The organism is Peribacillus sp. NPDC101480 (genome assembly GCF_050277335.1).
Classification (GTDB): Bacteria; Bacillota; Bacilli; order Bacillales; family DSM-1321; genus Peribacillus.
This window is the reverse complement of sequence record NZ_JBNNSB010000007.1, coordinates 188,962-202,572: the sequence shown is the minus strand read 5'-3', so window position 1 is coordinate 202,572 and position 13,611 is coordinate 188,962. Positions and strand designations below refer to the sequence as shown.

Genomic DNA, 13,611 nt, shown 5'->3' with positions numbered 1-13,611 from the left:
TTCTGATTTTTTATTATGATATTAATCATAACAGAATCACGTGATATAAAATGACATGCTATTGTAGAAGGGAGTTTTTTTATGAATGACAGAATTAATAAGTCCAAGGCCTTCTCGTTAGGTCTTCAGCACGTTCTTGCCATGTATGCTGGTGCCATATTGGTGCCGATCATCGTCGGGGGGGCATTGGGATTCAATTCTCAACAGTTAGCCTACCTTATTGCCATTGATCTATTGACCTGCGGGATCGCTACATTATTGCAATCCTGGAAAAATAAATACTTTGGAATTGGCCTCCCGATAGTTTTGGGAACTTCTTTCGTCGCAGTCACCCCCATGATATCCATCGGCAGCAATTATGGCATTTCCGCTATCTATGGATCAATCATAGCCGCTGGATTATTCATCATTTTTTTCTCCAACATCTTTGGTAAACTGCTTAAATTATTCCCGCCTGTCGTGACCGGTACCGTCGTCATCATCATTGGATTATCCTTAGTGCCCACCGGCATAAAGAATATGGCTGGCGGTTCCGGCAGCAAAGACTTTGGCTCAGCTGAGAACTTGATGCTTTCTTTAGGAGTCCTCGCCGTTATTCTGTTAATCAATCGCTGCTTCACTGGATTCATTCGCTCCATTTCCGTTCTGATTGGCATCATAGCAGGAACGATCGCTTCAACGTTTTTTGGGAAGATGGACTTTTCCACCGTTGCCGAGGCTTCTTGGTTCCATATCCCCGCTCCTTTGTACTTCGGTACACCCAGCTTTGAAATAGCACCCATACTTACGATGATGTTGGTTGGCACAGTCATCCTTGTCGAATCCACTGGCGCATTCCTTGCTCTCGGAAAAATAACCGGCAGGGAATTGAGTGAAAAAGATATTGTCAAGGGCTACCGGGCAGAAGGCCTTGCCTTCACTTTAGGCGGGATTTTCAATGCCTTTCCTTATAGTACATTCGCCCAGAATGTAGGCCTCGTACAATTATCCGGTGTAAAAAAAAGAACAATCACCATTGTAGCCGGCTTCATTTTAATCGGGCTTGGACTTGTACCGAAAATCGCAGCACTCGCTACACTGATTCCCACTGCCGTTCTCGGAGGTGCTACCGTCGTCATGTTCGGAATGGTCGTTTCATCAGGAATTAAAATGTTGAATGACGTCGATTTCTCGGATAATGCTAATTTATTGGTCATTGCTTGTTCAGTCTCACTCGGACTGGGCGCAACCGTCGTTCCCGAGTTATTCTCAAGCCTGCCGGAAACTATCCGTATCGTTGTCGGTGATGGAATCATCACAGGAAGCCTGACAGCCATCATCCTGAATCTGATCTTGACTCCCCGAAAGAAAAAGGCGGCAGATAGAACCATCGCGGATGCAGATCAGTTCATGGCAAAAAGCATTTAAAAAGGAGCCCTTAGAATGATTACTATTAAGTCACTAAATGCAATTAGCGAAAAGGAGTTCACGATGTTCCTTGGTGATACTTTCGAACATTCACCTTGGATTGCAGAAAAGGCGGCAGCCAATAGACCATTTTCATCCATTATCAATCTGCATCAATGCATGGTGGACATTGTAAGCAATTCGTCAAATGAAGAAAAGTTAACATTAATCAAGAAGCACCCGAACCTAGGGGACAAAGTTGAAATGAGTGATGATTCGACTAAGGAACAGCATGGCGCCGGTTTAAAGGACCTTACTGCCGAAGAATATGAAAGTTTCATATCATTGAACCGGCAATATATGAATAAATTCGGCTTTCCATTTATCCTGGCTGTACGCGGCAAAGATAAAAATGACATATATCAATCGATGAAAACAAGGATTCACCATTCAGAAACAATAGAGTTCGATAAGGCACTATCTGAAATTCATAAAATTGCCCTATTTCGTTTACAGGATAAAATCAAAATCGAAGGAGAGAATTCAATGAAAAATAAATCAGCCGCACAAACACTAAGTTATGGAAAAGGAAATGTTTTTGCCTATAGGACCTATTCAAAGCCTTTAACCGGAATCAAACAAATACCAGAATCCACTTTTTCAGGCAGAGATCATATCATTTTTGGCACCAATGTAAAAGTTTCCGTTGGCGGCTCCTCTTTTCTTACCTCCTTCACGGAAGGAGACAATTCCATGGTCGTCGCGACAGATTCGATGAAAAACTTCATCCAACGGCATTTAGCCACATTCAAAGGAGCAACATTAGAAGGATTTGCTTCATATGTGTCAGAAGCCTTCCTTAACAAATATCCTCAAATCGATACGGTTAAATTGATTGCCGAGGATATCCCTTTCGAAGCTGTGACTGAAGCGACGGATCTTCAATTGAAACCGAGTGACCTTGTATTCAAAAAGTCCCGCAACGAACGGGCCAAGGCAGCCGTCGAAATCATCCGTAGGGAAAACGGCAGCGAAATCGTTCAGCAAAGCAGTTCCATCCATGACCTCCAATTAATCAAAGTAAGCGGGAACTCTTTTGTCGGTTTTGTCCGTGATGAGTATACGACGCTTCCCGAAGATGGAAATCGACCGCTTTTCATCTATTTGAATCTCCACTGGGTCTATGAGGATCAAAAGGACGCATTCGGTGTGGATCCTTCTAAATACGTGGCTGCTGAACAGGTAATCGATATTGCTACATCCGTTTTCCATGAAATGGAGACTCCTTCGATCCAAAATCTGATTTATGAAATCGGCTGCCGTATTTTAACCAGATTCCCTCAGCTTCTTGAAGTTACATTCGAATCCCAAAACCACACATGGGATACAGTCGTTTCCGAAATCCCGGAATCCAAAGGAAAAGTATATACAGAGCCGCGCCCGCCATATGGATTTCAGGTCTTCACCGTTAAAAAAGAAAATCTCGAAAATAATAAAATCCTGGCTGCTGCTGAAGAAAACATCGGTTAAGGAGTATTTATGCCTGGTATAACAACACATATATTGGATTTAATGCATGGCCAGCCGGCCGAAAACGTGACGATTGAATTATACTTTTCTGAATCATCAACCGCTGACTGGCAGCTGCTCCACTCAGCGGTCACAAATACAGACGGGAGGCTCGATGCCCCGCTGCTGAACGCAGAAAACACTAAAATGGGAAACTACGAAATCATTTTTCATATCGGGGATTACTTCCGGAATAAGTCCATCGAGCTTCCTGATCCGCCCTTTTTGGACCAGGTACCCGTCCGTTTCGGACTATCTTCCCCATCCTCTCATTATCATGTGCCACTGCTCGTTTCCCCATGGGGCTATCAAGTGTATCGGGGAAGTTAAAAGAAACTGCCGGAGAAGACCTTCTCCGGTAGCTTCTTTTTTGATCGATTACAGTCTGGATTTTAAAACACATAACAAAACCCCACCTGTTCCCAATAGCAACTGGTGGGGTTTCTAACTGGCTTCTACATCTACATCAACCGGGAGATCCATCTTGTGCAATCACGTCCTTTCATTTAAACGGCTAATTTACTGTATTCATCCAACTGATCTTTAGTTAAGTTTTTGATGAAGCGGTCGAAGTTTATCGACTCGATTTCATACCTTTCACAAATCTTTAAATAACTTTCATAGGCTTTATCCTGAATATTCATCATCTTGACTCCTCCTTCTGTTATATAACAATAAATTTAACTTATTAATAATATATAACAACTGTAATTTCCCGTCAATGTATTTTTCTGAAAATTCGGTAAGATTTTCATTCTTTTAGTATTTCCCATATTGTTCTTTGCTAACCGTCCTATAAAGGAAAAGCCGCCTTAGCGACAGCTCCGATCAAAAGCTAATTCACACGTTATTTCTTTAAACCAAGAAATAGAATACTGTTACATTAACGGCCATTTGAACAGCATAAAAAACCAACTCTCCATAAAGGAAAATTGGTTTTTTTCTTTTGAACTATAGATTATCTAAGCAATGCAGTCAGTAATTATTTGTAACTGCTGCAAGCACACCAGGTACACCTGTGTTTTCAGTTATAACACTAATAACTCCACCTAAAATTTAGCGCTTCCAAGGGAGAACCCACAGGAGCAAAGGACGCCTTGGGGATAGCCCGCGGTATGCGAGTGCCCGGAGTCGAAAATAACAAATTCGGCAAACTCAATCATTTGTCTACAGTCTGAGCAGGTAATTCCACCTGCCATTTCTTAGATGATTAACTAAACAGCGCTTTGTTTGTTCCCTTTTTTGAAGGGGATGGGGTTGGGAGTATTTCTTTTTGTAATATAGGGCCGTATGTATCGACACGACGGTCTCTAAAGAATTGAAGAATTTTTCTAGTTTCTTCTATTTCATTTAAATCAATTTCTTGCACAATAATTCCTTCTTCTTCATCAAGTGAAGCTAGAATATTCCCGAATGTATCGCTAATGAATGAACCGCCGTAAAAATTCATGTCCTTTTCCTGGCCCACTCGATTTGTCGCAGCAACGAATACACCATTAGAAATGCCATGAGCGGAAATTGCCTTTTCCCAGGATGATCTTGTCGATATCTCGGGATGATCTGGCTCTGAACCAATAGCGGAAGGATAGAATAATATCTCTGCACCTTGTAAGCTCAAAATTCGGGCAACTTCTGGATACCACTCGTCCCAACAAATCCCGACTCCTATTTTTCCATAAGCCGTTTCATAGACAGGATAGCCTGTATTGCCTGGAACGAAATAATATTTTTCATGATACTGGGGACCATCCGGAATATGATTTTTTCTTGTAATCCCTAAACATTCTCCGTCTGCATCAAATACAGCTGCACTATTAAAATAAATTCCAGCACCTGCTCTTTCGTAAAAAGGGACAATCAAGACAATTGCTAATTCCTTTGCTAATTCACCCATTTCGGCTAATGTACCGCTATTTACATCTTCAGCTAAATCATAATTTTTCACACTGACCGTTTGCGGAAAATATTGCGAAGAAAATAATTCCTGTAAGCAAACGATTTGTGCCCCTTTATTTACTGTTTCTTTTATTTTCTCTATCGTTTTTTGGATATTTTGCTCAATGAATTCTCCGCAATGAATTTGAATAAGACCAACTTTTACTTTTGACATTTTCTCACTACCTACCTTTTAATATTTTTTTATCTTATACCTTTTGGACGACCTGGTTTTCATATACGACCTTTCCATCCATAATCGTCATCTTCACTTCTGTTTCAAGAATTTCCTCTGTTGATAGGCTAAATAAATTTTTATTTAATACTGCGATATCCGCTATCTTCCCTGCTTCCAAGGTGCCTAATTCTTTATCTCTGAAAGACCCGAATGCCGGTGTAGCCGTGTAATATTTTAGCGCTTCAGCTAATGTTATTCCTTCCGACTCTTGCCACGCCTTCCCGGTTAAATCTTTTCTGGTGATTGCCTGATAAATACCCATCATGGGATTTAAGGGTACTACAGGAAAATCTGTACCAAAGGCAATTTTAGCACCAGTATCCACTAGTGTTTTGATAGGATAATAGAGAGGTTGTTGTTTTTCACTGATTCTGGCTGTGTATGCCTCACTTTCCATTAATTCAATATGTTTAGGTTGAAAGGAAGCGATTACATCTAATTCCTTAAAGCGATGAACATCATCCGGATGCAATACCTCCACATGTTCAATGACATGTCTAGCATCTCTTTGTCCATTTACGTTTCTCGCTTCTTCAAATGCATCCAAAGCTAAGCGGACTGCACCGTTACCAATAGCATGGAAACGAATTTGGAAATTTTCCTTATCTGCCTTTTTTACTAATTGTTTAATTGTTTCAGCTGGATAAGTTGTTCCGCCTTTTGTATCTGGACGGTCTTTGTAAGGATCCAATAAAAAAGCAGTATGACTTGTCACAACACCATCTATAAATTGTTTTAATCCAGAAAAGGTGAGCTTGTCTGAATGATAATTTGTTTGTAATTCCTTTGCGGCAGCTAAATCAATTTTTAACTCCGGCGAAAAGTGAATTCTGGTTGTAAGTAACCCTTCTCTCTCAAATTCCTTGAAAATTTCAAGATCGTCTAATGGATTTGGCGCAATTTTAGCTCCATATAAATCATTAACGGATGTGATTCCCAATCTTTTCGTTTCATTAAGAAAACCTTGGAATAGGCTTACACGTTTATCTTTCGGTAATTTATATGCATGTTCTGATGCATAGCCAATTGCCTGTTCAAATAGAAGGCCTGTCAGTTCCCCATTTTCATCTTTTCCAATTTCCCCATATTCCGGATCTGGGGTATCCTTCGTTAATTGAATCATTTCCATTGCTTTACTATTGATCCATGCGTAATGCACTTCTGCATTGAATAATAAAACAGGGCGATCACTAATATATTTATCTAGCGTTGTTCTATGTGGCAGCACTTTGTTCTTCCAATTGGTATGATCCCAGCCGACGCCAAATATCCACTCATCATTTGGTCTCGTTTCTGCAAATTCACCTACTATTTTGGCTGCATCTTCTTCTGAAGCTGCATCAAATAATTTGGCACTATCCTTCTGTAAAATGCTTCCCATCATAATGTGCATATGAAAGTCATGAAAACCCGGTATAATTAGTCCATCTTCCATGTCATACACTTTTGTTTCATCTCCAAGGAATGACATTATATCTTCTTTAGAACCGATTTTAATAATTTTATTATCTTTAATGGCGATAGCTGCTTTTATTGGCTCATCTTGTAACCCAGTAAAAACATGTTGACCAGAAAGAATGATGTCTGCACTTACCATTTTTATCCTCCTTGATGAATATAGCTTTTATGCCTGAATTTCTTTTTCTATCGCATTATCAATAGAAAGCTCAGGCGGCCGCTCACTAAACAATTTCGTATTTGAAAGCAGCATGATGAAACCAATTCCAAACCATCCCAGTCCGAGTAAAAGTGCCTTTGAATCAAGGCTAGTCCATAACCAAATTGTGAAACCAGTACCAATCAGCGGCAATATGAGGTATTTTAGTGTGTTCATTCCGTTTCGCTGTTTTTCTCTAATATAATAATGGGAAATAACCGAAAGATTAACAAAAGTAAAGGCAACAAGCGCCCCAAAGTTAATAAAGGATGATGCTGTCACTAAATCAACAAATAAAGCAGATAAAGCAAATATACCCACTAAGATGATGTTGTGTGTTGGAGTTTGAAATTTTGGATGAATGTGACCAAATATTTTCTTTGGAAGAACTCCATCTCTCCCCATCGCATACAAAAGTCGCGAAACACTTGCATGAGCTGATAAACCAGATGCCAGCCCTCCGGTAATATATCCTGCTAGAAAAATAGATTGAAATAAATTACCCCCTATGTACATGGCAATTTCCAAGGAAGCGGAATCCGAATCTTTAAAAGCTTGGAAATTTGGGTAAACAAGGTGACTGATGTATGAGATGGTGACAAACAGACCTCCCCCTATTAACGCGACGAGGAAAATGGCTTTTGGTATTATTTTTTTCGGATTAATGGTCTCCTCTGAAAATGTGGTAACAGCATCAAATCCTAAAAAAGATAAACATAAAACAGATGAACCCGCTAATACTAAAGATAGTGGTATATCTCCGTTCACAAATGGAGAACTCATGAATAATGTTCCTGAACCCATTCCGTTAAGTAACCCTTTAATCGAGAGGAATGAAAATATTACTATTATAAGAAATTGACAGGCAACTAATAAAACATTTATTTTTGTTGCTATTTTCACTCCAATTATATTTACAGTGGTGATTAAAATGACAAAGGCAATTAACCAGAAGAAAAAAGGAACGGATGGAAAATATGCGTTTAAGTAAATGGCGATCAGTAATCCATTGATCATTGGCAAAAATAAATAGTCCAATAGGATAACCCAGCCCACTAAGAACCCAAGGTGAGGATTAAGAGCCTTTTGAGTAAATGTATATGCAGAACCGGCAACAGGGTAGGCCTTGACCATTTGACCATAGCTATAGGCTGTAAACAACATACCAGCCAAAGCTATGATATAGGCAGCAGGTACCATCCCTTTCGTTATCTCCGCAACAACCCCATATGTAGAAAAAACTGTTGTAGGTGCCATATAAGCCAATCCAAATAGCACTAAAGGAAATACTGTTAACGAACGTCTTAATTTTGCATTCTCCATGTATCACTCCACCCTTATTCGTGATTAATTAATTTATATGCAAATACCATACCAAGTGGGTATTAATGGTATTTTGCCAACAATTGCAATATACAGATTATTTAATGAATTAATAGGTTTATGCAATTCTACATCATTTATTTAATATTGCATAATCAGTCGTCAGGGACGGGATATGGCAACCCATTATTCAATACTTTTCTTCTTCAGCTAGCCGTCCTCGGCTCTCACTCTTCCGATATCTAAGAAATATCTATTCATTAAGTCATTTATAAAGGAAAAATCAAATGGCAAAGTTATCATAATGCCATCGCCCGAACATAGTCTACTTGGTGCCTTCTACCGTAAACACTTCAAAGAGACTTCATTGAAAGAGAGCGATATTGGAAGGTTTCCCTACCCCAACCGCTCTCGTACAACTTCGCTCTTCATTAACTGTTAAACGTCACCATTTTTAAAGATCAATCTATTTTCCCTCTTAGAAAGACTATTCATTACCCGCTTATTTGATTATCTGTATCCTTATCGTCTATTGTCCTTTTTTCAGAGAAAGGATTACTTTTACTTTGACTACTTCGGACAAATAATACTGAGATAAGAGATGCGATACAAAGAAATACTAAAAATGAAGCAAGCGGAACCCAAGAATTATTGAAGGTGCCTACTAATATAGTCGCAATCATTGGGGCAGTTCCACCAAATAATGCAGAGCCTGTTTGATAACCAAGCGTTATTCCTGTATAACCAACATTCGTACTAAACATTTCAGTAAACATTGTCCCGATAGTCGCCGCAATTGGAGGCCACAGTATTCCTAAGCCCACTATTGAAATAACGTATAACCAAGGAGTGGATTGTAAGGAAAATAAATAAAAGTATGGAAAGGCAAAAAGCGTTATTCCGATAGTACCAATAAGAAAAACACGTTTACGGCCAATTTTATCAGATAACATTCCCATAAATGGCATGCAAATCGCTGTAACGATTGTTGCAACAGTAACTACATTTAAAGCTGTAGTCCTTGAAAAACCTTGTGTTTCTGTAGCATAGGATATGAAAAATGTGGAAAATAAGTAGAATGGGCCCACTTCAACACATTTTGCTCCTAAAGAAATTAAAACAGCTTTCCAATGATATCGCAGTGTCTCAAATAGTGGGATTTTTACGACGTTTCCTTTTTCTTTCTCTTCCTTGAAGGCCGATGTTTCCTCAATCCCTTTCCTTATCCAGATACCAATAACTACTAAAATCGCACTTAGGACAAATGGAACCCTCCATCCCCATGAAAGAAATTGTGATTCAGGAAGTAAACTCATTAATGAAATGGAGAATGTCCCAAGTAACATCCCAAGAGGGATACCCATTGCAGGAAAGCTTCCAAAAAAGCCACGTCTTTCTTTAGGTGCAGATTCAACCGCTAAGAGTATTGCTCCTCCCCATTCCCCGCCAAGTCCAATCCCTTGAACGAGACGAAAAAAAACCAGAAGGATTGGAGCCCAAAGCCCTATCATGCTATATGTTGGAAGTAGTCCAATACATACAGTAGAAATTCCCATTAATAAAAGTGAAAGCACAAGAGTATTTTTCCTGCCAAACTTGTCTCCCAAATGACTAAAAACAAGCCCACCAAGAGGTCGTATAAAAAATGTAATGCCAAATGATGCATAAGCAAGCAATAAACTTACAAACGGATCATCATTAGGAAAATACAGTTTATTAAATACAAGTGCAGCAACGGTTCCATAAAGAAAGAAATCAAAAAATTCAATGGTACTGCCAAGTAAACTTGCAAATAATATCTTTTGTGATTTCTTGTCCAGTTTCTTTTTCCCACTCAATTTAACACACCTCCGGATTAGTTACTTCCTGGATGCGGGTTCTTGGATGTGGATGGCTTGCTGATTATTAATAGGTTAATGGTGCACCAACATTAATAACGTACTATGTTACTTCCCCGATAAAGAGAGTCTGATCTCCTGCTATTTGTTTACTTTGTGCCTTATATTAATCTTGAACATGCAGTTAATCAGACTCATAAGTATTCAGTATAATGTGTTGTGTATCCACAATACATTATATAAATACCTTCAATAAGGCACTAATTGTTCTGGTGAAAAAGCCTATAATCGCAATTTGTCTATCAACCGTGGATATATTAGCCTAAACAAAGATGTTTATCGTTATACCCAAATTCCCGTGAAATATCGAGTGCTGCACTCTTAACCTTTTCAACCAATGGAGGCAACAACTCGTTTTGGTAATTCACTTCAAGACCAGCAACACTAATGCCCGCAATGATATAACCTTTGTAATTAAAAATAGGAGCAGCTACCGCAGATATATAATTTTCAAGTTCCGAGTGACTGATCGTAAATTGCATTTTTCGAGACTCTTCTAGAAGAATACGAAGTCTCTCTTTATCAGTAATTGTTCCAGATGCAATCGACTTCAGTTCTATTTGCTCTAAATATTGTTCCCGCTCATACTGCGGCAGAAAAGCGAGAATGACACGAGAACACGCTCCGGCATACAGCGGTGTTCTCCGGCCAATTGCCGTATTAAGCCTTACACGCTGTTTTGTATCCTGTTTTTCGATGCAGATTGCCTCTTTGCCGTCTTGTACGATGAGATTAACGGCTTCCCCTACCTTATCATGAAGTTTTTGCATTATCGGCAAAGCTACCTGCCGAATATCGAAGCGTTCAGCTACTAAATGGCCAAACTGAAGAAATAACAGGCCAAGTGAATATTTTCCATCTCTATCTTTAGCGAGAAGACCCATCTCTTCAAGTGACATTACCATTCGATAAACAGATGTTTTCGGTATCCCTGAAAAATGTACGATTTCATTAAAACTTAACTTTGAGTGCTTTAAAAAAAGATTAAGGATATCCATTGATCTGACGGCTGTCTTATTTTTGCTTTGCATGAGTTCCCCTCCTTAACAAAACAAAAGCGCTTTTTCAAGAATGCTTTACGGTCTTTTTAACTAATACGGAACAGGATCATCGTTTTCAAATTTAATGATCAAACTTTTACAAAAATCCTGATATAAACAGATTAGCTGAGTATTTCGGCGTATTTCCCTTCATAAAAGGCTAGTGGTGCTCCATCGCTAACGACGAGTTCAGTTACTTCTCCAATAAAGAGTGTATGATCCCCAGCCATTTGTTTACTATGGACCTTACATACGATATTTGCTAAAGCATTTTTAATTACTGGCAGTTCATTTATCCAGCCAAATTCAATCTGACGTTTTTCTTTAATCTGCCCCGCAAAATGCATGGATAACTCTTTTTGAGCATCTGACAATATATTTACAGCAAATTTTCCAGATTCATTAATTTTATCTAGCATTTTAGCTTTTTCGCCTATGGATATTAAGACCATTCTTGGATTAAGTGAAACTGACATAAAAGCATTCGCCGTCATACCGTGTGCTTCATCTTCTAAAAGTGTTGTAATGACTGTTACTCCTGTTGCAAATTTCCCCATCGCATTTCTAAAATTTCTATCATCCATCATTTTATAACCTCCTTAAAATTTGAACTATACTTAAACATTGATTCGAAAGGAATCTGTTTTATGAATTTAACAGTCAATTCTTCCACAACACCTCCCTTCAGCATTTCTATAATTTGACCGCTTATTTCATCATTTCTCTTGCTGCACCCATATCTTATAAATTTCCCATGACAAGATTTGTTCTCGTTTTTGATTTCTACACGATATAAGCCTGGTGCTGGCAGGATATACTTATTCCCAATATAGATTTCCATATTTGTCTCTTTCTCATGTTTATGTCTATTTGCACTATAAACGACCCCATTAATTTCAAAATGATGTCCCAAATAGTAGGGTACGAGGTGGACATCTCCATCCCTTACCATTTTTCTAATTAAAGTTGAACTTATTTTTTCGCCATTATGTACCTGTTTTGAAATGACGGTTACATCAAAGAGGTTGTTTTTACTCACTTTTTGTAAATAATCAACAGTACCCTGAGCTTTATTTCCAAAGGTGAAATCAAATCCTACCACTATATGTTTAGCTTGAAGACCTAAAACATATTGTTTAATAAACTCAGATGGCTGAAGGGAAGCAAATGCTAAATTAAACTTTATGACAAAAAGCTTGTCCACTCCAATAGCAGCCATTCTTTCAATCTTTAAAGCTAGGGGAGTTAAATATCTCCAATCTTTCTCCAATTTGATTACTTCATTTGGATGTGGATCGAAGGTCATCGCCGTGAATTTAAGATTTTTCTTTTCGGCTATTCTCTTGGTTTGCTTCAACAGAGATTGATGACCTAAATGAACACCGTCAAAAAAACCTAATGCCATTACGTGCGGCTCCCTTGGATATAGGGATCCCTCTAGTGGATGTGCTAAATGGAAAACATCCAACCTGCTTCACCTTCTCCGTCATCAAGATAATGATTTTTAAAATGTTTAGCCGATATAATTTTGTGTAACACTGGTGTACGGTGGACCCATCAACCATTAATGACGTACATTTTAAGTCAACAATTGAACTTTTCATGGATGTGCACTCATTGCTTAACGATTAGAGTTTCTTCGTAATGAACTCTGTATACATAATCTATTACACAGAATATTCAGATACTTAAATACCCCAATAATCAATTTGAGCATTCAGCATTGGGGTCCTGCGTAAGAATGTATCAGAGATAAAAGGCTCCTCGTTGTTTAATGTCACGAGAAGCCATTTGATGGATTACCATATTCGTATATGCAGGAGCTTATTCGTTTCAAAACATATCTGTTTATTGTACCTTAGAGTAGTAACGGACCTCGAAAATCTTACAGCCATCCGGTGATTTCCATGGGCCATGCTCCATCCCAGGAGGACGGCAAGCAACCATCCCTGCTGTAAATTCCTCATTTAGACGTAGATCAATTAAAGATCCTTCAATAATATATAATTCTTCCCAAAAATCATGGACTTGCACTCCATTAGGAGAAGTATCTGTCCCTGGACCGTTATGAAGAATTCTTGTAGCGACTCCTGTAGTAGGGTCAGAAGCAATGATTCTTTCAGAAAGGCTCTTAACCTTACTAAAAGGCTGCGCTTCAAAAGTGTTATGATCGACAAATTCATGTTCTTCTTTTTTCTGATCTGCATAATAGCGAACTTCGAAAATCCTGCAACCATTAGTTGATTTCCATGGACCATGCTCCATCCCTGGAGGACGGCATGCAACCATTCCTGCTGTAAATTCCTCATTTAGACGTAAATCAATTAAGGATCCTTCTATAATATATAATTCTTCCCAAAAATCATGGACTTGGACTCCATCAGGGGATGTATCAGTACCTGCCTCCAGTTCAAGAATTCGAGTTGCTACATTAGTATCTGGAATCTGTGCAATAATTCGTTGAGATGCACCTTTTACAGTTTTTGAAGGAACAGCCTCAAAGGTTTTATACTCAACAAATTCTAATTCTGGTTTTCTATCAATTTTCATTTTTGATTTTTCCAT

Annotated in this window: 12 protein-coding genes; 3 read left to right on the top strand and 9 right to left on the bottom strand. The window is 38.7% G+C overall.

Annotated features, from left to right (window positions below; all coding sequences use genetic code 11):
- Window positions 1-81 precede the first annotated feature (81 nt).
- Genes ACQKMF_RS21805 through uraH form a run of 3 tightly spaced genes read left to right on the top strand, consistent with a single transcriptional unit; the run spans window position 82 to window position 3,285 of the window.
- The gene (locus tag ACQKMF_RS21805; RefSeq protein WP_427574933.1) at window positions 82-1,407 is read left to right on the top strand and encodes a nucleobase:cation symporter-2 family protein; all 1,326 of its coding nucleotides are present in this window, start codon (window positions 82-84) and stop codon (window positions 1,405-1,407) included.
- A 15-nt stretch (window positions 1,408-1,422) separates the two neighbouring features.
- On the top strand, window positions 1,423-2,916 hold the full coding sequence (gene pucL / locus ACQKMF_RS21800; protein WP_427574931.1) for a factor-independent urate hydroxylase: 1,494 nt from the start codon (window positions 1,423-1,425) through the stop codon (window positions 2,914-2,916).
- A gap of 9 nt (window positions 2,917-2,925) precedes the next feature.
- Window positions 2,926-3,285, top strand: coding sequence for a hydroxyisourate hydrolase (uraH, locus tag ACQKMF_RS21795; RefSeq protein ID WP_427574929.1), 360 nt, complete (start codon window positions 2,926-2,928; stop codon window positions 3,283-3,285).
- 176 nt (window positions 3,286-3,461) lie between these two features.
- Here the strand turns inward: uraH and ACQKMF_RS21790 are convergent, their stop codons facing one another.
- From ACQKMF_RS21790 to ACQKMF_RS21750, 9 genes are all read right to left on the bottom strand, one after another.
- Entirely contained in the window at window positions 3,462-3,602 is a 141-nt protein-coding gene (locus ACQKMF_RS21790) for a hypothetical protein (RefSeq protein WP_157831099.1), read from the bottom strand.
- A 563-nt stretch (window positions 3,603-4,165) separates the two neighbouring features.
- Window positions 4,166-5,065 carry a carbon-nitrogen hydrolase gene (locus ACQKMF_RS21785; RefSeq protein WP_101224287.1) on the bottom strand — a complete coding sequence of 300 codons (900 nt, stop codon included), beginning with the start codon at window positions 5,063-5,065 and terminating at the stop codon, window positions 4,166-4,168.
- Window positions 5,066-5,099: 34 nt separating this feature from the next.
- Window positions 5,100-6,725 (bottom strand): amidohydrolase, encoded by a 1,626-nt coding sequence (locus ACQKMF_RS21780; RefSeq protein WP_427574926.1) that lies wholly within the window; start codon window positions 6,723-6,725, stop codon window positions 5,100-5,102.
- 27 nt (window positions 6,726-6,752) lie between these two features.
- Window positions 6,753-8,108 carry an APC family permease gene (locus tag ACQKMF_RS21775; RefSeq protein ID WP_427574924.1) on the bottom strand — a complete coding sequence of 452 codons (1,356 nt, stop codon included), beginning with the start codon at window positions 8,106-8,108 and terminating at the stop codon, window positions 6,753-6,755.
- A 494-nt stretch (window positions 8,109-8,602) separates the two neighbouring features.
- Window positions 8,603-9,946 carry an MFS transporter gene (locus ACQKMF_RS21770; RefSeq protein WP_427574922.1) on the bottom strand — a complete coding sequence of 448 codons (1,344 nt, stop codon included), beginning with the start codon at window positions 9,944-9,946 and terminating at the stop codon, window positions 8,603-8,605.
- 317 nt (window positions 9,947-10,263) lie between these two features.
- Window positions 10,264-11,037 carry an IclR family transcriptional regulator gene (locus ACQKMF_RS21765; RefSeq protein WP_402941011.1) on the bottom strand — a complete coding sequence of 258 codons (774 nt, stop codon included), beginning with the start codon at window positions 11,035-11,037 and terminating at the stop codon, window positions 10,264-10,266.
- A 131-nt stretch (window positions 11,038-11,168) separates the two neighbouring features.
- Window positions 11,169-11,630 (bottom strand): flavin reductase family protein, encoded by a 462-nt coding sequence (locus ACQKMF_RS21760; protein ID WP_427575035.1) that lies wholly within the window; start codon window positions 11,628-11,630, stop codon window positions 11,169-11,171.
- On the bottom strand, window positions 11,630-12,451 hold the full coding sequence (locus tag ACQKMF_RS21755; RefSeq protein WP_101224291.1) for an FAD synthetase family protein: 822 nt from the start codon (window positions 12,449-12,451) through the stop codon (window positions 11,630-11,632). The genes ACQKMF_RS21760 and ACQKMF_RS21755 overlap by 1 nt, the downstream gene beginning before the upstream one ends.
- Window positions 12,452-12,894: 443 nt before the next feature.
- Complete coding sequence (locus ACQKMF_RS21750) at window positions 12,895-13,611, bottom strand: hypothetical protein (protein ID WP_101224292.1); 717 nt, start codon at window positions 13,609-13,611, stop codon at window positions 12,895-12,897.